The following is a 15,859-nucleotide window of genomic DNA, read 5'->3' as shown; positions in this document are numbered from 1 at the left end:
GCGACGCGGACGACCTGGTTCGAGTAGCCGAACTCGTTGTCGTACCAGACGTAAAGCACCAGGTGCTTGCCCTGCGCGATGGTGGCCAGGCCATCGACGATGCCGGCGTGAGTGGACCCGACAAAGTCGGTGGACACGACCTCCGGGGAATGGATGTAGTCGATCTGCTGGCGCAGCACGGAGCGCAGCGAGACCTCGCGGAGGTACTCGTTGACCTCGTCGCGGTCGACCTCGTTCTCCAGGGTCAGGTTCAGCACGGCCATGGACACGTCCGGGGTGGGCACGCGGATGGCGTTGCCCGTCAGCTTGCCCTCGAACTCCGGCAGCGCCTTGGACACGGCCTTGGCGGCGCCGGTCTCGGTGAGCACCATGTTCAGCGTGGCGGCGCGGCCGCGGCGGGTGCCCTTGTGGAAGTTGTCGATGAGGTTCTGGTCGTTGGTGAACGAGTGGACCGTCTCGACGTGGCCGAACTCGACGCCCCACTTGTCGTTGACGACCTTCAGCACCGGCGTGATGCCGTTGGTGGTGCAGGACGCCGCCGACAGGATCTTCTCGTCGGCGTCGATGCCCTTGTGGTTGATGCCGTAGACGATGTTGGGGATGTCGCCCTTGCCCGGGGCGGTGAGCAGCACCTTGGACACGCCCTTGGACTTGAGGTGCTGGCCGAGGCCCTCGCGGTCGCGCCAGCGGCCGGTGTTGTCGATGACCAGCGCGTCGTTGATGTCGTACGCGGTGTAGTCGACGGTGGCGGGGTCGGAGGAGTAGATGACCTGGATCGGGGTGCCGTTGGCCCAGATGATGTCGTTGTCGCGGTCGACGGAAATGGTGCCGTCGAAGGAGCCGTGGACCGAGTCGCGGCGCAGCAGGGAGGCACGCTTGACGATGTCCTCGTCGCCGTTCTTGCGCACGACGATGGCGCGCAGGCGGGCGCCATTGAACACGGCCTCGCGGGACAGGAGGATGCGGGCCAGCAGGCGGCCGATGCGGCCGAAGCCGTAGAGCACGATGTCGGCCTTCGGGGTCTCGTGCGCGGTGCCGATGACGTCGGCGAGCTCGCGGTCGAGGAACTCGGCGAGGTCGCCGCCCTCGGCCTCGTACTTGGTGGCCAGAGCGCCGAGGTCGATGGAGGCGGTGCCCAGGTCCATCTTGACGAGCTGCTCGATGATCGGCAGCGTCTGCTGCAGCGGCAGTTCCTGCGAGGTGATGCGCCGGGCGTAGCGGTGCGACTTGATGATCGACGTCTCGGTCGGGCTCTCCAGCAGGCGGCCGAAGATCGAGGTGACGACGTTCTTCTCGCGTCGCAGCTGGCCGAGCAGGGGGATCATCTTCTCGGCGAGGATGACTCGCTCGTTCCAGTCGCTGTGGTTGATCGGTGCCGGCGTCGCCATGGATCCTCCTGGGTTCAAGGGGCAAAAATGAGGGCAGTCATGTGCCGCCCGCGGTCGGCATCGGGGTGCTCGTTTCGCGGGCTGCGGGGTACTTTTCGGTTCGAAGAGTCCTCCTTTAAAACTACGTCGTTCGCGCAATGCACGCCCCACCGGGTGCACCGGCACGCCCGACCGGGTGTAGTTCCTGCGGGGCGCCCCACTCGTGGCCGGCCCGAGGGTCGACTTTGGCCGGGCCGGCCACCCCTGGGCCGGTTCGGTTTTCGGAACTGTTCCGGACTGTTTCCGGACTGCTTCCGGGCTGCTTCCCGTTCCGCACCCCGGCCGAGCACCACGACCGCTTTCGCTTGACGACGGCTATTGCGCATCCGAGGATCGGGGTAGGCTTCTCCGGCGCCCGAGCACTTCTGCCGGGCCCCCAGCCGATCCCCGAAAGGACGCACATGTCCATCATCGAAGCGGAGGGCCTGTCCAAGGTCTACTCCGCGTCCTCCGGGGAGGTCCGCGCCCTCGATGGCCTCGACCTCGCCGTCGAGGAGGGAACGGTCCGGGGCATCCTCGGTCCGAACGGCGCGGGCAAGACCACGTGCGTGAAGATCCTGACCACCCTCATCCAGCCGACGGCGGGTTCCGCCCGGGTCGCGGGCATCGACGTCCTCGCGCAGCCTGCGCGCGTCCGCGACGTCATCGGCACCTCCGGCCAGTACGCGGCGGTCGACGAGCAGCTGACGGCGCGGGAGAACCTGCGCTTGATCGGCCGGCTCTACCACCTGGGCCGCACCCGCGTGGAGGAGCGGACGGACGAGCTGCTCGACGCCTTCGACCTCGCCGACGCCGCCGACCGTCCCGTGAAGGGCTTTTCCGGCGGCATGCGGCGGCGCGTCGACTTGGCCGGTGCGCTGGTCGCCGAGCCGAAGGTGCTGTTCCTCGACGAACCGACGACGGGTCTGGACCCGAAGGCGCGCATCGGCCTGTGGGACGTCATCCGCGACCGCGTCGGCCGCGGGGTGACGGTGCTGTTGACCACGCAGTATCTGGAGGAGGCGGATCAGCTGGCCGACGACATCAGCGTCGTCGACCACGGCCGCGTCATCGCCGAGGGCACCGCGGACGAGTTGAAGGCGACCGTCGGCGGCCAGCAGGTGGAGGTCACCGCCGCCCGCGGCGACGACGTTCCCGCGCTGCGCGAGGCGCTGGCCCGCCACGCCCTCGGCCCCGTCACCGTCGAGGGGCCGTCGCTGAAGGCCCCGGTGGCCGATGGCGCCGCGTCCCTGACGCGGTTCCTGGCCGAGGTCGAGGGCATCGAGCTTCACGACGCCGGCCTGCGCCGCCCCACGCTCGACGAAGTTTTCCTCACGCTGACCGGGAAGGAGGACGTCCGATGAGCAACTGGTTCGGCGACGTCGCCGCGGTGACCAGCCGCAATTTCTCTCGCCTGAAGCGCTCCCCCGACGTGGTGGGCTTCGCGCTGTTCCAGCCGGTCATGTTCGTGCTGTTGTTCAGCCAGGTCTACGGCGGCGCCATCCAGGTGCCGGGGTCGAATTACACGGACTTCCTCATGGCCGGCATCTTCGCGCAGACGGTGGTGTTCGGATCGACCTTTTCGGGCACGTTCATGGCGCAGGATCTGAAGGAGGGGATCATCGATCGGTTCCGCACGCTGCCCATGTCGCAGTCGGCGGTGCTGTTCGCCCGCACCTTCACGGACCTGGCCATCAACGCCGTGTCGATGGTGGTGATGATCCTTTCCGGCCTGGCCGTCGGTTGGCGATTCCACGACGGCTTCCTCAGTTTCCTGGCGGGCGTGGCCATCCTGCTGTTCTTCGCGTGGGCGTTCTCGTGGGTGCTGGTCTTCGTGGGCCTGCTGGTGTCGACGCCCGAGACGCTGAACAACGCGGTGTTCATCATCCTGTTCCCGCTGACGTTCATCTCCAACGCGTTCGTGCCGTCAGAGACGCTGCCGACGGTGCTGCGCGTCATCGCCGAGTGGAACCCGGTGTCGGCGCTGGTGCAGGCGGCGCGCAGCCTGTTCGGCAATCTGCCCGAGGGCCCGGTGCCCGACGTGTGGACCATGCAGCATCCCGTCACCGCGGTCCTCATCGGGTCGGTGATCATCGCGGCCGTGTTCGTGCCGCTGTCGGTGGCGCGCTTCGGCCGCCGCGAATAGCGCTTGTGCTTGACGACGGCCCCCGTCCCCGCCGTCCCCCGTGAAACGCCGCGACCGGCCACCGCATCGGTGGCCGGTCGCGTCGGTCCGTCGTAAAGCAGCGTCAAGCGCCGTACGGCGCAGTTGAAACCCGCAGACTCAGGCGTGCTTGTCGTCCGACGGGTGGTCGGGCTGGACGGTCCACTCCGGCGGGACGTCCTCGCCGGACTCCTCGTCGCGCTCGGCGTCCTCCGGGGTGGCCTGCACGATGCCCGCGGCGTGGTGCGACGGGGCGTAGATCGAGTACAGGCGCAGCGGCTCGTCGCCGGTGTTGACCACGTCGTGCCAGGCGCCGGCGGGGACGACGATGGCCCAACCGTCGGACACCTCCTGCTCGAAGTTCAGATCGTCCTCGGCGGGGCCCATCTTGCAGACGCCCTTGCCGGCGTCGACGCGCAGGAACTGGTCGGTGTCCGGGTGCGCCTCCAGGCCGATGTTGCCGCCCGGTTCGATGGACATGAGGGTGACCTGCAGGTACTTGCCGGTCCAGGCGACGCTGCGGTAGTTCGCGTTGTCGCGGGTCTCCGTCTCGATGTCGAAGGCGTTCGGCTTCGGTCCGATGTCGCTGATGCTCATGTGAATGCCCTTTCCTCAAGGTGTCCGTGATCCGGTTTCGCCATCCATGGTGCCACCGGTCACCCGCTTCCCGCAGAAGCCGACGGCGCGCGAGAGAGAGCGATGAGCGGGTTCGGGGCGATCCGGGGCGGCGGATACACTGACCGGCATGAGCCGGAACGACGAAGCACGCGCCGCCGACGCCGCCCCCACCGCCGCGGACCCCACCGTGGATCCCGCCCCCGCCGACGCCGCGAACGATGCCGCGAACGCCGCGCCGAAGGTCGCCGCCACCGGGTCGATCCCGGCCGGCGACGCCGACGTGGTCGCCGCGCTGCTCGACGGCGAATACGCGTTGGCCGAGGTCGACGAGGCCCTCGACGTCTACGACGGCACCGGCATGGAACGCTGCCTGACCGCCGCGCTGGAACTGCGCGCGCTGCTCCACGATCACGGCTGGTACTTCGCCCCGGAATCCGGCCTCGTCGAATTCCTGTTGTTCCCCTCCGACCCCGCGGCCATCGACGCCGCGCCGACCGTGTCCTTCGGCGTGGAGTGGCCGACGAACCCGATCACCGGGCTGCCGCGGGCGATCCACGACGTCAGCGTCTCCGCGCCGCTGCCGAACGACCCCGGCGCCGCCACGGCGATCCGTTTCCGGTCCGTGAAGGAGTTCGCCCCCTACGCCGGCGCGGTGAAGGATCCGGACCCCGACAACTGGCCGGCGGAGCTCCAGGACCGCCGCTTCGATCCGGACGACGAGATCCGCGCCTACGCCGAACGGCTCAGCAACGAGAAGGGCTGACGGGGAGCGGCGGCATCGTCGCAAAGCAGCGCGACTATCCTTGACCACCTGCCACCCGCAGGACACGATCCAGCAAAGGAACCCATGAGCACCCTCGCCGATGAAGCCGCACGCCGCCGCACGTTCGCGGTCATCGCGCACCCCGACGCCGGCAAGTCCACGCTGACCGAGGCGCTGGCGCTGCACGCGCACGTCATCAGCGAAGCCGGCGCCGTGCACGGCAAGGCCGGCCGCAAGGCCACCGTCTCCGACTGGATGGAGATGGAGAAGGACCGCGGCATCTCCATCGCCTCGTCGGCGCTGCAGTTCGAGTACGCGCCCGAGGGCCACGACGGTGAGCCGTACATGATCAACCTGGTGGACACCCCCGGCCACGCGGACTTCTCCGAGGACACCTACCGCGTGCTCACCGCCGTCGACGCCGCCGTCATGCTCGTCGACGGCGCGAAGGGCCTGGAGCCGCAGACGCTGAAGCTGTTCCGCGTGTGCAAGTCGAACGGCATCCCGATCGTCACGGTGATCAACAAGTGGGACCGCCCCGGCAAGGCGCCGCTGGAGCTCATGGACGAGATCGTCGAGGAGATCGGCCTGCAGCCGACGCCGCTGTATTGGCCCGTCGGTGAGGCCGGCGACTTCCGCGGCCTGCTGCGCCGCGGCGAGGACGGGGAGGCCGAGGAATTCGTCCGATTCGAGCGCACCGCCGGCGGCTCCACCATCGCCGAGGAAACCCACCTGACCCCCGACGACGCCGCCGCCGAGCAGGGCGACGCGTGGGAGACGGCCGCCGAAGAGTCCGAACTGCTGTCCGCCGACGGCGCCGACCACGACCAGGAGATGTACCTGGCCGGCGACACCTCTCCGGTGATCTTCGCCTCTGCGATGCTCAACTGGGGCGTCCACCAGATCCTGGACACCCTGTGCGAACTCGCCCCGGCCCCGGCCGCCCGCGAGTCCGATCCCGCCGCCGTCGAGGCCGCGGCCGCCGGCGGCCAGGGCGCCATCGACGAGATCCGCAACCCCGAGGACGATTTCGCCGGCGTCGTGTTCAAGGTGCAGGCCGGCATGGACGCCCACCACCGCGACAAGCTGGCGTTCATGCGCGTCGTTTCCGGCGAGTTCGACCGCGGCATGCAGGTCACGCATGCGCAGTCGGGCCGCAGCTTCTCCACGAAGTACGCGCTGACCGTCTTCGGACGCACCCGCTCCACCGTGGAGACCGCCTTCCCGGGCGACATCGTCGGCCTGGTCAATGCCGGTTCGCTGGCGCCGGGCGACACCATCTACTCCGGCCGCAAGGTGCAGTTCACGCCGATGCCGCAGTTCGCGCCGGAGCACTTCCGCACCCTGCGGGCGAAGTCGCTGGGCAAGTACAAGCAGTTCCGCAAGGCCATCGAGCAGCTCGACGCCGAGGGCGTGGTGCAGATCCTGCGCAACGACGCCCGCGGCGACGCCGCCCCGGTGATGGCCGCCGTCGGTCCCATGCAGTTCGAGGTCATGCAGGCCCGCATGCAGGTCGAGTACAACGTCGAGACCGTCGCCGACCCGATCCCCTACTCCGTCGCCCGCCGCACCGACGCGGAGACGGCGCCGGCGTTGGCCCGCCAGCGTGGTGTGGAGATCTTCACCCGCTCCGATGGCGCGCTCATCGCCCTGTTCGGCGACAAGTGGAAGCTGCAGTTCATCGAGAAGGAGCACCCCGAGTTCACGTTGGAGACGCTGGTCGCCGACTAGGGGTACAGGCGGGCGTCGTCGAGCAAGTCCTTGCTTTCCGACGGCCCGGCCGGGCACCCGGTGCGGTGGTTGAATGAGACCGTGGCGGACGTAGACGAGGCGTGGAGCCGTGACCGCATCCCGGATCAGACCGGGCGCACCGCCGTGATCACCGGCGCCAACTCGGGAATCGGGTTGGCGGCGGCGACGGAACTGGCGCGGCGCGGAGCGGACGTCATCATGGTGTGCCGCAACGCCGGGCGCGCGGCCGAGGCCCGGAGAAACATCGACGCGGCCGGGCCGGGCGCCGTCGACGTGGTGCTCGCGGACATGTCCGAACCCGACGAGGTCGAACGGGCCGCCGACGAGATCGCCGGCGTCGGGGCCGTCGGGCGAACGGGGCGGCTGGACCTGCTGATCAACAATGCGGGCCTCATCGTGCCCGGCGGCCATGCGGAGAATTCCGTCGGCTGGGAGCTGAACTTCGCCACCAACTACGTCGGCGGGTTCCTGTTGGCCCGCCACCTGCTGCCGCTGTACCGCGACGTGGAGGGCGCACGCGTCGTCGAGGTGTCGTCGCTGGCCCACGGGCACGTACGGGACCTGCGGTGGCCCGACCCGAACTCCCCCGACGTGCACGGATATGCGGCATACGGGCAGTCGAAGCTGGCGTGCCTGATGTTCGGCCGCGAACTCGACCGGCGGTTGGCCGCGGCCGCATCGTCGCCGTACGGTGCCGCCCGCGCCCGCTGCGTCATCGCCCACCCCGGCATCGCGGCGACCGCGTTCATGGGGCGGTTGCCCGGCATCCTGGGCCGCATCGGCGAGCCCGCGGTGCGGCGATTGTTCGCCGACGCGGAGGAGGGCGCCGATCCGCTGCTGGCCGCCGCCACCGACGCGACCATTCCAGGCGGATCCTTCATCGGCCCGACCGGGCTTTTCGAGGCCACCGGCGCCGTCGGTCCCGCCAAGTCGTCGAAGGCCTCGCTCGACGCCGGCACCCGCGCGCGGTTGTGGTCGTACACCGAAGATCTGACGGGCGTCGACTTCGTCGTCTGAGCGGGGCGCCGACATCCGCCGGTCAGCCGTCGATGAGCGCGACCATCCGTTCGTGGTACATCGGCGGCATGCATTCGGCGGCGACGACGCGGGCCGCGGCGTCCTTGTCCCCCTGCGCGGCGCGGAACGCGACCTCCATGGTGACGTCGTGATCGGGGTCGCCCAGCAGGTGGATCGCGTCGCCGGCGGTGATCCGGCCGGGTACGGCGACGCGGAAATACGAGCCACATCGGCCGCGGGCGCTGAACTTCTTCACCCAGCCTCTCTCGTCCAGCCAGCCGGCGAACGTCCGGCAGGGTTGGCGCACCACGGACACCTCCAGCTCGGCGGCGCCGATGCGCACCCGCTGATTGATCTTCAGCGCCGCCAGGTCCAGCCCGACGGTGGTGAGATTCTCGCCGAACGTGCCCGGGGCGAATGCGCCGTCAGCTCCACTTTCGCCGTCCGCGAGATCGCCACCCTCGTGAGCGCCACCCTCGTGAGCGCCACGGGGGCCGGCCTCCCGCCCCAGCTCGGCCCACCAAAAGTCCAGCTCCTCGCGGGCGAAGGCGTAGACGGCCTTCTGCGCGCCGCCGTGGTGCTTCACGTCGCCGATGACGTCTCCGACTACCCCGGAGCCGTCGCCGTAATTCGGGCCCGGCGCGAACACGTCGATGTGCGGCACCGGCCTCTTGTCGATGCCGCTGACCCGGTCCGCCCCGCCCGGGTCCGGCCGCGGGGCGGCGACGTTGACGGAGATGACGCGGGCGGTGGATCGATCGGCCATGTGCGCGAGCGTACAGCCGGGCGATCCCGCGGTCAGAAGTACGAGTTTCCGCCGCGGTCCCAACGGTTGAACTGGTCGCGCCGTGCCACGTCCCCGCTGCGCCGCCGCTTGTTCTTCCTGACGGCGCGCTTTTCCAGGAGACCTTCCACGCCGTCACCCAGGGGCAGCAGGATCAGCGCCATGACCAGCACGGCGAGGAACACGACCACCCAGAGGACCGCCAGCACGGGATAGGCCAGGGCGACCGCCCACGGTAGGAACGACAGCGAGGCATCGAGCCCGTTCATCGCGGCGACGATGCCCCATGCGATGGCGATGAGCACGAGCACCAGCACCGGGTGAAAACGCACCCTTTCGCCGGCCGCGTATTTCGCCGACGACACGCTGCGCCGCCACACCGATTCTCGGTTTTCGTATCCGTCCCGACCATGGTCCTCCATCATCGGCGGCTCACCGCTCCCTCAGCCGCTGCCCCAGGTGCTCCCCCAGCACTCGCGAGCATTCCGCCACGCCCGCGGCCCACAGCTTCCCCGCGGATTCGTCGGCGGGGTCGGACACCAGCTTGATCAGCTCGACCGGCACGCCGTATCGCCGCGCCACCCACGCGATGGCGTAGCCCTCCATGTCCACCAGGTCGGCGGTCTCCGCCAGGCGGGCGCGGGTCGCGGAGTCCTCCACGAACAGGTCGCCGGTGGCCAGCACGGTTCCCGCAGCGCCATTGCTTGACGACGTCCCGCCGCCCTCCCCTTCGCCCGGCACCTCGAGGTCGATCGGCGGATATGCGTCGGCGCCGGCGAGTTTGCGCACCGCGGAATGCGAGAAGTCGTGGAGGAGCACGCGGGAGATGCGGTGTACGCCGTGGAGGGAGGACGCCGGGCCGTCGTCAAGCGAGCCTGCCGTGCCCACGTTGAGCACCGTCGCCGGAAGCGGGCCCCGGGCCAGCGCCTCCGTCAGCGCGGCGGTGGCGTTGATGCGGCCTATGCCCGTGAGCAGGACGGGAACGTCGGCGCCGAGGTGCTCTGCTTCCTCGCGGGTGGCGACGACCAGCAGCGGGGCCTCGGGATCGACGGGCGCGAGCAATTCCGGAACGGTGATCATGGGGCCAGGGTAGCGCCGACCTGGGCGGCGGCGGGGCCGGGAGCCGGGAGTCGGCGGCGGACGGGAGGGGGCGGCGGCGCGTGCGGCGATGGAGACCATTGACGGGTCCGCGACTAGTGGTTAGGTTCGGGTGACAACGTTCATGTGGCGTGGATCACGTTCCAATCGGGCTCCGGCCACATCGACCACCGGCGATCAAACCGGCGATCAGACCGGCGATCAGCACGAACAACCAGGAGGACCGCAATGACCACCTACGCCCACCCCGGAACCGACGGCGCGAAGATGTCGTTCAAGCCCCGCTACGGCAACTGGATCGACGGCGGATTCCAGGATCCCGTCGACGGCAACTACTTCGAGGTGATCTCCCCCGTCACCGGCGAAGTGTTCACCGAAGTCGCCCGGTCCACCGCCAAGGACGTGGAGAAGGCCCTCGACGCCGCCCACGCCGCCGCGCCCGCCTGGGGAACGACGCCGCCGGCGGAGCGGGCGAAGGTGCTCAACAAGATCGCCGACCGCATGGAGGAGCACCTCGAGGAGATCGCCGTCGCCGAGACCTGGGACAACGGCAAGCCGATCCGCGAGTGCCTCGCCGCCGACATCCCGCTGGCCATCGACCACTTCCGCTACTTCGCGGCCGCCGCCCGCACGCAGGAAGGCCGCCTGTCGCAGATCGAGGAAGACCTGGTCGCGTACCACTTCCACGAGCCGCTCGGCGTCGTCGGACAGATCATCCCGTGGAACTTCCCCATTCTCATGGCGACGTGGAAGCTCGCCCCGGCGCTGGCCGCAGGCAACTGCATCGTGCTCAAGCCCGCCGAGCAGACCCCGGCGTCGATCCTGCACCTCGTCGAAATCATCGGCGACCTGCTGCCGAACGGCGTGCTCAACATCGTCAACGGTTTCGGCGAGGAAGCCGGCGCCGCCCTGTCCGGCTCGGACCGGATCTCGAAGATCGCCTTCACCGGCGAGACGACCACCGGCTCGATCATCATGAAGGCCGCCGCCGACAACCTCGTGCCCGTCACCCTGGAGCTGGGCGGCAAGTCCCCCAACATCTTCTTCGACGACATCATGGACGCCGACGACGCGTTCCGCGAGAAGGCCGTCGAGGGCTTCTCCATGTTCGCGCTGAACCAGGGCGAGGTGTGCACCTGCCCGTCGCGCGCCCTGGTCCACGAGTCCATCGCCGACGAATTCGTGCAGCTGGGCATCGAGCGCGTGTCCAAGATCCGCCGCGGCGACCCGCTGGACACCGAGACCATGGTCGGCGCGCAGGCGTCCAAGGAGCAGCTGGACAAGATCCTCAAGTACATCGAGATCGGCAAGTCCGAGGGCGCCAAGCTCGAGCTCGGCGGCGGCCAGGCCCAGCTGGACGGCAACCTGTCCGGCGGCTACTACGTCGAGCCGACCATCTTCTCCGGCGTCAACGACATGCGCCTGTTCCAGGAGGAGATCTTCGGCCCGGTGCTCGGCGTGACCACGTTCTCGTCGATGGACGAGGCCGTGAAGATCGCCAACGACACCATGTTCGGCCTCGGCGCCGGCGTGTGGTCGCGGTCGAACAACAACATCTACAAGGCCGGCCGCGCCATCCAGGCCGGTCGCGTGTGGTGCAACGCGTACCACGTGTACCCGGCGCACGCGGCGTTCGGCGGCTACAAGAAGTCCGGCATCGGCCGCGAGAATCACCTGATGATGCTCTCGCACTACCAGCAGACCAAGAACCTCCTGGTCAGCTACGCCACCGATCCGACGGGCCTGTTCTAGGCGATCGATCGGCGGCCGCCGGGCCGCCGGGCCGCCGCCCCTACCGTTAACCCACCTCGAATGACGTAACCCACCTGTTGTACCGGGTGGGTTAACCCATTCGAGGTGGGTTAGGCCGTTGGAGGTGGGTTTGGCCACGTTCGCGCCGGGGAACGCGAACGACAAGCTCCTGCGCCGGCCGGCCGCCCGTCCGTAGGATGGGCCGCGTGACTTTCCGATCCGACAATTCCCGTTCCGCCCGCGCCTCCCACGCCGAGGAGCGCGCACGCCTGCTGGTGCAGGAGGTGCTGGATCGCGATGAGCGCCTGCGCTCGAATTTGTCGTCGCCCGACGTCGACCCGTGGGACCACCGCTTCATCGCGGACGACGCCATCGTCGAGGGCCCGATCGCCTCGTGGCGCGAGGACGCCGCCCGCGCCCGCCGCCTGCTGCGCCGCTACGACATCCAGTCGGGGTACCGCGAGAAGATGCGCGACATGGAGCGCCGCATCGACGCGATGCTGCATCTGGCGGAGAGCCTGGAGGAAAGCTGGGATGCCGCTGCCGCCGCGTCCAAGAGGCTTTCCGACGCCGAGGCCCGCGACGCAGAGGCCTTCGCCCGTGAAAGGGACCGCCAGAGCGATGCGGCGGAGGTCAAGCGCCGCCGAGACGAAAAGCGCGAGGAGCTGCTGCGCAAGGCCGAGCACCTGGCCTCGGACGCCTTCGACCGCACCCGCGACGTGGGCGGGGAGGTCTTCCGTCGTTCGCTCGACGCCGGCCGCGAGGCGCTGGAGAAGCTGCCCGGCCTGAGCTCCTGGCCGCTGTCCCGCCCGGGCCGCAAGGGCCGCGGCGACGAGCCCCGCGAGGTACGCAAGGCCGAGGCCCGCGACCTGCGCCACGAGCCGCCGCTGCCCGAGGACTGACCCGGCCCCCGCACCGCGCCTAGCCGCGATACGTTTCGGGGACTAGTGTCGCGGTCATGCGCGAAACACCCGATCGCACCGATTCCGCCGGGCATCCCCGGCCCTCCGACTTTCCCGCCGCCCCGGCCGACCTGCGCCTGGTGGTGGTGGACATGGACGGCACGCTTCTCGACGACGCCGGCGCACTGCCCGCCGACCTTCCCCGCGTTCTCGACCGCCTGAAGTCCGGCGGCATCGCCTTCGCCCCGGCGTCGGGCCGCCAGTATGCGACGCTGCGCGACATGTTCGGCGGGGTCCGCACCGAATCCGGCGCGACCGTCGATTCCTTCATCGCGGAGAACGGCAACGTCGTCGTCCGCGACGGGGAGATCTCCGCGGCCGACGGCATGGATCCGGAGATCGTCGACGACGTCATCGACGCCGTGCGCGCGGCCCGTGCCGAGGGTCGGCCGATGGGCCTGATCGTGTGCCACCCGGACCGCGCCTACGTGGAGATCGACCAGCCGGGCTTCAACGCCGAGGCCGCGAAGTACTACCACTCGCGCGCCGTCGTCGAGGACCTCCACGAGGTCAACGACGGCGCGATCAAGCTGGCGATCTTCGACGGGCGCGGCTCCGAGCTCGAGGCCGCGCCCCTGATGGAGCGCCTGGTCGGCGGACGCCTCGACGTCGCCGTGTCCGGCCGGTGCTGGGTGGACATGATGGTCCCCGGCCGCGACAAGGGCCACGCCGTGCGGGAGCTGCAGGAGCGCCTCGGCGTCACGCCGGCGCAGACCGCCGTCTTCGGCGACTTCCTCAACGACCTGCAGATGATGTCCGCCGGCGAGATGTCCTTCGCCATGGCCAACGCCCACGAGGACATCAAGGCCGCGTCGAACTACCTGGCGCCGTCCAACACCGACTCCGGCGTCGTGGTGACGCTGGACCGGTTGCTCGACGAGGCCGCCGCGGCACGCGCCTGATCCCCGTTCGCGGTCGCCGGAACCGGCTGCACATCCCGGGCGGCCGCCTGCCGCTGCACGCGCACCCAGGTGACGAAACCCCAGGTGACGAACACCGCGTAGAACAGGTACAGCGCCGCCGACGGGTAGTAGCCGCCGAGGAACAGCAGGGGCACGCCGACGACGTCGACGGCGATCCAGATCAGCCAGAACTCGGTCCAGCCCTTCGCCATGCCCCACGTGGCCAGCAGCGATCCCACGAAGATCCACGCGTCGGCCCAGGGTCCCCACGACCCGAGGGCCTCGAAGATCTTCGCGCACAGCACGGTGCCGCCCACGGCGATGGCGAGCATCAGCAGCCGCTCGCGACCGGTGGCCCATCGGGGCATGACGGCGGCGTCGTCAAGCGGGGAACCACCCGCGACCGCCTGCCGGCGCGTCCGCGCCCACCGCCACCAGCCGTACACGCTGACCACCAGGAACATCACCTGGCGGCCGGCCTGGCCGTAGAGGTCGAGATCCTGCGGCGTGTGGAAGACGCCGCCGAGGAAAACGGTGAACAGCAGGATGTTGCCGGCGATGCCCACCGGCCAGGCCCACACGACGCGGCGCATGCCCAGATACGCCGAGCCGAGGCCGAATACGTTGCCGACGATCTCGCGCACCAAAATGGGCACGCCCCCGATGGTCAGCTGCGCCGTCAGAAAACCGACGAGCGCGGACATGACGGAATCCACGATGAATCTCCTTCTCTCCCATCCGGACTATGACCGTCGGTTCCGGGTTCCAACCGGATCTGCTGACCTCCCTCGCGGGAGCGCTCGCGGACTCGTCCGGGCCACGAATGGCCCGGCGTCACCGCCGGTGGGGAATTCCACCCCGCCCTGAGAATGTGCGACACCGACGTTAGCACCGCGCGCGGACGGCGCGGCCCGAATGCGCGGGATGGGCGGAGGGGCGGGCGGCGGCGCCGAGTGGCGAGGCTCCGCGGAGTCGAAGGTCGGCACGTCCCGGGGACGGACCACCACCCCTAAATGCACATTGCACGTTCGCATTAGTAAGCTGGGGGCATGGCGGAGACCCGGGTGCAGTGCGATACGACGGAACCGATCGACGGTCGGCGAACGAAGGCCGCCGCGGCGAATTCGACGAAGCCGCCGAAGCCGCCGCAGCCGTCGACGGCGCCCACGAAGGCGAAGGCCGCCGCCAAGCCCCGCAAGCGCCGCCGCGCCCCGGGTTGGGTGCCGGATCAGCATGGCGCGTGGTTCATGGTCACCGTCCCCGCGATCACCGGCGTCATCCTCGCCCCGTCGTGGACCGCGATCCCCCTCCTCCTGACCTGGTGGCTGGGGTATTTCACGTTCTTCGCGGGCAGCGTGTGGATCCGCTCCCGCTTCCGCGAGCGCAATCGCCCGCCGGTCCTCGTCTACGGGTCGTTGGCGGCCGTCGCGGGCTTGACGACGCTGCTGTTCAACTGGCAGCTCCTCATCTGGGTCCCTGCGTTCGCCCCGCTGGTGGCCGTGGCGGTCTACGAGGCATGGAAGCGGCGCCCGAGGTCGCTGCTGTCGGGCGTGTCCACCGTCATCGCGGCGTGCCTGATCCTGCCGGTCGCGGCATGGGCCGGCGACGGCCTCGACGCGAAGGCGTGGGCCGCATTCGGGATCTACCTGGCGTTCTTCGCGGGCACCGTGCCGTACGTGAAGACCCTCATCCGCGAACGCGGTTCCAAGCCCTGGTTCATCGGGTCGGTGGTCTATCACGCGGTGGCGCTCTTCGCGGCCCTCGCGGCGGCCAGGATCACCGACGGCGATCCGGTCAATCCGCTGGCGATTCTCGCCGCGCTGGTGCTGCTCGCCCGCGCCGTGCTCATGCCGATCACCGGCGCCCGGCGCGAGAAGCCGTGGACGCCGAAGACCGTGGGGCTCCTCGACGCCGCCATCACCGTCCTCGTGGTCATCGTCGTGCTGCTCTAGGTGTTATGCCCTGGCAGGTTGCGAATGTTGGCTCTGGCACGAGGGCTTAGTGTCATACGATCAACGCTCTTCCTGGCCGTCCCGCAAACACGCAGGTGGTCAGAAGTGCTACTTGCGAGCGTTGACCATATGACACGAAGTGGGGACCTCGGTTCGGCGCGGGGGCCCATGGGCCCGGACTCTTGTGTCGCGGGGCCACGGGGCCTGCGGTAGCTTGCCTGAGCATGAGGGGGGACTCATCCGGCGCTTCGACGCCGACTCAGCAGATCATCTTCAATCCGACCGCGCGGCCGCAGATGCCGACGGTCCCGAATGAACCGCCGGAGCCCGACATTCCGGTCGCCGTCCGGGAGCCGGACCGGGGCGCAAGGGAGGACCGGTTCGCGGTGCCGGACGCATTCACGTCGTCGGCCCGCCAGCGCACGAACGTCGACCGGCGGCCGCTGACGGTCGGCGACATCGCCGGCCTCGTCGCCGAACGCCCGCGCCCCGGCCGGGGCTGGCGCGCCGCCGTGCACCGGGCGTCGGGCGGGCGCCTCAACCCCGGCGAATCGACGGCCGAAAGGGACGAGCGCGAACTGCTCGAGCGCATCCGCCGCCCGGTCATCGGCGACTACCGAGTCGCGGTGCTCAGCGTGAAGGGCGGCGTCGGCAAGACCTCCACCACCATCGGTCTGGGTGCGACGTTC

At 69.7% G+C, this 15,859-nt stretch carries 15 protein-coding genes, 1 pseudogene and 1 riboswitch; of the genes and pseudogenes, 10 read left to right on the top strand and 6 right to left on the bottom strand.

What is annotated here, in order from left to right; translation table 11 throughout:
- Positions 1-1,388 (bottom strand): glyceraldehyde-3-phosphate dehydrogenase (locus GX015_RS03645; RefSeq protein ID WP_291342870.1); only part of this gene is annotated, 1,388 nt, incomplete at its 3' end.
- Between the two features lie 440 nt (positions 1,389-1,828).
- Here GX015_RS03645 and GX015_RS03640 point away from each other — a divergent pair.
- Positions 1,829-2,770 (top strand): ATP-binding cassette domain-containing protein, encoded by a 942-nt coding sequence (locus GX015_RS03640; protein ID WP_291342868.1) that lies wholly within the window; start codon positions 1,829-1,831, stop codon positions 2,768-2,770.
- Positions 2,767-3,552, top strand: coding sequence for an ABC transporter permease (locus tag GX015_RS03635; RefSeq protein ID WP_291342866.1), 786 nt, complete (start codon positions 2,767-2,769; stop codon positions 3,550-3,552). The genes GX015_RS03640 and GX015_RS03635 overlap by 4 nt, the downstream gene beginning before the upstream one ends.
- Positions 3,553-3,690: 138 nt before the next feature.
- Here the strand turns inward: GX015_RS03635 and GX015_RS03630 are convergent, their stop codons facing one another.
- Entirely contained in the window at positions 3,691-4,167 is a 477-nt protein-coding gene (locus tag GX015_RS03630; protein WP_102211658.1) for a cupin domain-containing protein, read from the bottom strand.
- Between the two features lie 148 nt (positions 4,168-4,315).
- Between GX015_RS03630 and GX015_RS03625 the strand changes: the two genes are divergently transcribed.
- The 3 genes from GX015_RS03625 to GX015_RS03615 all read left to right on the top strand — a co-directional run bounded on the left by GX015_RS03625 (position 4,316) and on the right by GX015_RS03615 (position 7,720).
- The gene (locus GX015_RS03625; RefSeq protein ID WP_102211659.1) at positions 4,316-4,951 is read left to right on the top strand and encodes a hypothetical protein; all 636 of its coding nucleotides are present in this window, start codon (positions 4,316-4,318) and stop codon (positions 4,949-4,951) included.
- An 84-nt stretch (positions 4,952-5,035) separates the two neighbouring features.
- A complete protein-coding gene (locus GX015_RS03620; RefSeq protein ID WP_291342865.1) occupies positions 5,036-6,682 on the top strand; it encodes a peptide chain release factor 3 in 1,647 nt (548 codons plus the stop codon).
- Between the two features lie 81 nt (positions 6,683-6,763).
- On the top strand, positions 6,764-7,720 hold the full coding sequence (locus GX015_RS03615; protein WP_291342864.1) for an SDR family NAD(P)-dependent oxidoreductase: 957 nt from the start codon (positions 6,764-6,766) through the stop codon (positions 7,718-7,720).
- A 22-nt stretch (positions 7,721-7,742) separates the two neighbouring features.
- Here GX015_RS03615 and GX015_RS03610 read toward each other — a convergent pair whose 3' ends face one another.
- From GX015_RS03610 to GX015_RS03600, 3 genes are read right to left on the bottom strand one after another with little or no spacing between them, the layout of a single operon-like run.
- Positions 7,743-8,486 carry an MOSC domain-containing protein gene (locus tag GX015_RS03610; protein WP_291342863.1) on the bottom strand — a complete coding sequence of 248 codons (744 nt, stop codon included), beginning with the start codon at positions 8,484-8,486 and terminating at the stop codon, positions 7,743-7,745.
- Positions 8,487-8,518: 32 nt separating this feature from the next.
- On the bottom strand, positions 8,519-8,929 hold the full coding sequence (locus GX015_RS03605; RefSeq protein ID WP_146780656.1) for a hypothetical protein: 411 nt from the start codon (positions 8,927-8,929) through the stop codon (positions 8,519-8,521).
- Between the two features lie 7 nt (positions 8,930-8,936).
- On the bottom strand, positions 8,937-9,584 hold the full coding sequence (locus tag GX015_RS03600) for a nucleosidase (protein WP_060925140.1): 648 nt from the start codon (positions 9,582-9,584) through the stop codon (positions 8,937-8,939).
- A 246-nt stretch (positions 9,585-9,830) separates the two neighbouring features.
- On the opposite strand from GX015_RS03600, the gene GX015_RS03595 reads away from it, so the two are divergent.
- The 3 genes from GX015_RS03595 (at position 9,831) to GX015_RS03585 (ending at position 13,218) form a co-directional block, all read left to right on the top strand.
- Entirely contained in the window at positions 9,831-11,354 is a 1,524-nt protein-coding gene (locus GX015_RS03595; RefSeq protein WP_291342861.1) for an aldehyde dehydrogenase family protein, read from the top strand.
- A 206-nt stretch (positions 11,355-11,560) separates the two neighbouring features.
- Positions 11,561-12,256, top strand: a complete 696-nt coding sequence (locus GX015_RS03590; RefSeq protein ID WP_102211838.1) for a hypothetical protein — start codon at positions 11,561-11,563, stop codon at positions 12,254-12,256.
- Between the two features lie 56 nt (positions 12,257-12,312).
- On the top strand, positions 12,313-13,218 hold the full coding sequence (locus GX015_RS03585) for a Cof-type HAD-IIB family hydrolase (RefSeq protein ID WP_291342859.1): 906 nt from the start codon (positions 12,313-12,315) through the stop codon (positions 13,216-13,218).
- Here the strand turns inward: GX015_RS03585 and pnuC are convergent.
- Entirely contained in the window at positions 13,134-13,922 is a 789-nt protein-coding gene (gene pnuC, locus GX015_RS03580; RefSeq protein WP_102211839.1) for a nicotinamide riboside transporter PnuC, read from the bottom strand. The two genes, GX015_RS03585 and pnuC, sit on opposite strands and share 85 nt — an antisense overlap.
- Before the next feature lie 18 nt (positions 13,923-13,940).
- Positions 13,941-14,093: riboswitch (FMN riboswitch) on the bottom strand.
- A 345-nt stretch (positions 14,094-14,438) separates the two neighbouring features.
- Here pnuC and GX015_RS03575 point away from each other — a divergent pair.
- Both GX015_RS03575 and GX015_RS03570 read left to right on the top strand, forming a co-directional pair.
- Entirely contained in the window at positions 14,439-15,170 is a 732-nt protein-coding gene (locus GX015_RS03575; protein WP_291342872.1) for a YwiC-like family protein, read from the top strand.
- 224 nt (positions 15,171-15,394) lie between these two features.
- Positions 15,395-15,859 (top strand): annotated as a pseudogene (locus tag GX015_RS03570) (MinD/ParA family protein); the annotation flags it as partial.

It is taken from the genome of Corynebacterium sp. (assembly GCF_012837295.1).
Taxonomy (GTDB): domain Bacteria; phylum Actinomycetota; class Actinomycetes; order Mycobacteriales; family Mycobacteriaceae; genus Corynebacterium.
This window is presented reverse-complemented; position numbering and strand designations above follow the sequence as displayed.

Bases quoted from the DNA above. Each gene is read 5' to 3' on its own strand.
- GX015_RS03640 (WP_291342868.1), top strand. From the start codon at position 1,829: ATGTCCATCATCGAAGCGGAGGGCCTGTCCAAGGTCTACTCCGCGTCC.
- GX015_RS03635 (WP_291342866.1), top strand. From the start codon at position 2,767: ATGAGCAACTGGTTCGGCGACGTCGCCGCGGTGACCAGCCGCAATTTC.
- GX015_RS03630 (WP_102211658.1), bottom strand. From the start codon at position 4,167: ATGAGCATCAGCGACATCGGACCGAAGCCGAACGCCTTCGACATCGAG.
- GX015_RS03625 (WP_102211659.1), top strand. From the start codon at position 4,316: ATGAGCCGGAACGACGAAGCACGCGCCGCCGACGCCGCCCCCACCGCC.
- GX015_RS03620 (WP_291342865.1), top strand. From the start codon at position 5,036: ATGAGCACCCTCGCCGATGAAGCCGCACGCCGCCGCACGTTCGCGGTC.
- GX015_RS03610 (WP_291342863.1), bottom strand. From the start codon at position 8,486: ATGGCCGATCGATCCACCGCCCGCGTCATCTCCGTCAACGTCGCCGCC.
- GX015_RS03605 (WP_146780656.1), bottom strand. From the start codon at position 8,929: ATGATGGAGGACCATGGTCGGGACGGATACGAAAACCGAGAATCGGTG.
- GX015_RS03600 (WP_060925140.1), bottom strand. From the start codon at position 9,584: ATGATCACCGTTCCGGAATTGCTCGCGCCCGTCGATCCCGAGGCCCCG.
- GX015_RS03595 (WP_291342861.1), top strand. From the start codon at position 9,831: ATGACCACCTACGCCCACCCCGGAACCGACGGCGCGAAGATGTCGTTC.
- GX015_RS03585 (WP_291342859.1), top strand. From the start codon at position 12,313: ATGCGCGAAACACCCGATCGCACCGATTCCGCCGGGCATCCCCGGCCC.
- pnuC (WP_102211839.1), bottom strand. From the start codon at position 13,922: ATGTCCGCGCTCGTCGGTTTTCTGACGGCGCAGCTGACCATCGGGGGC.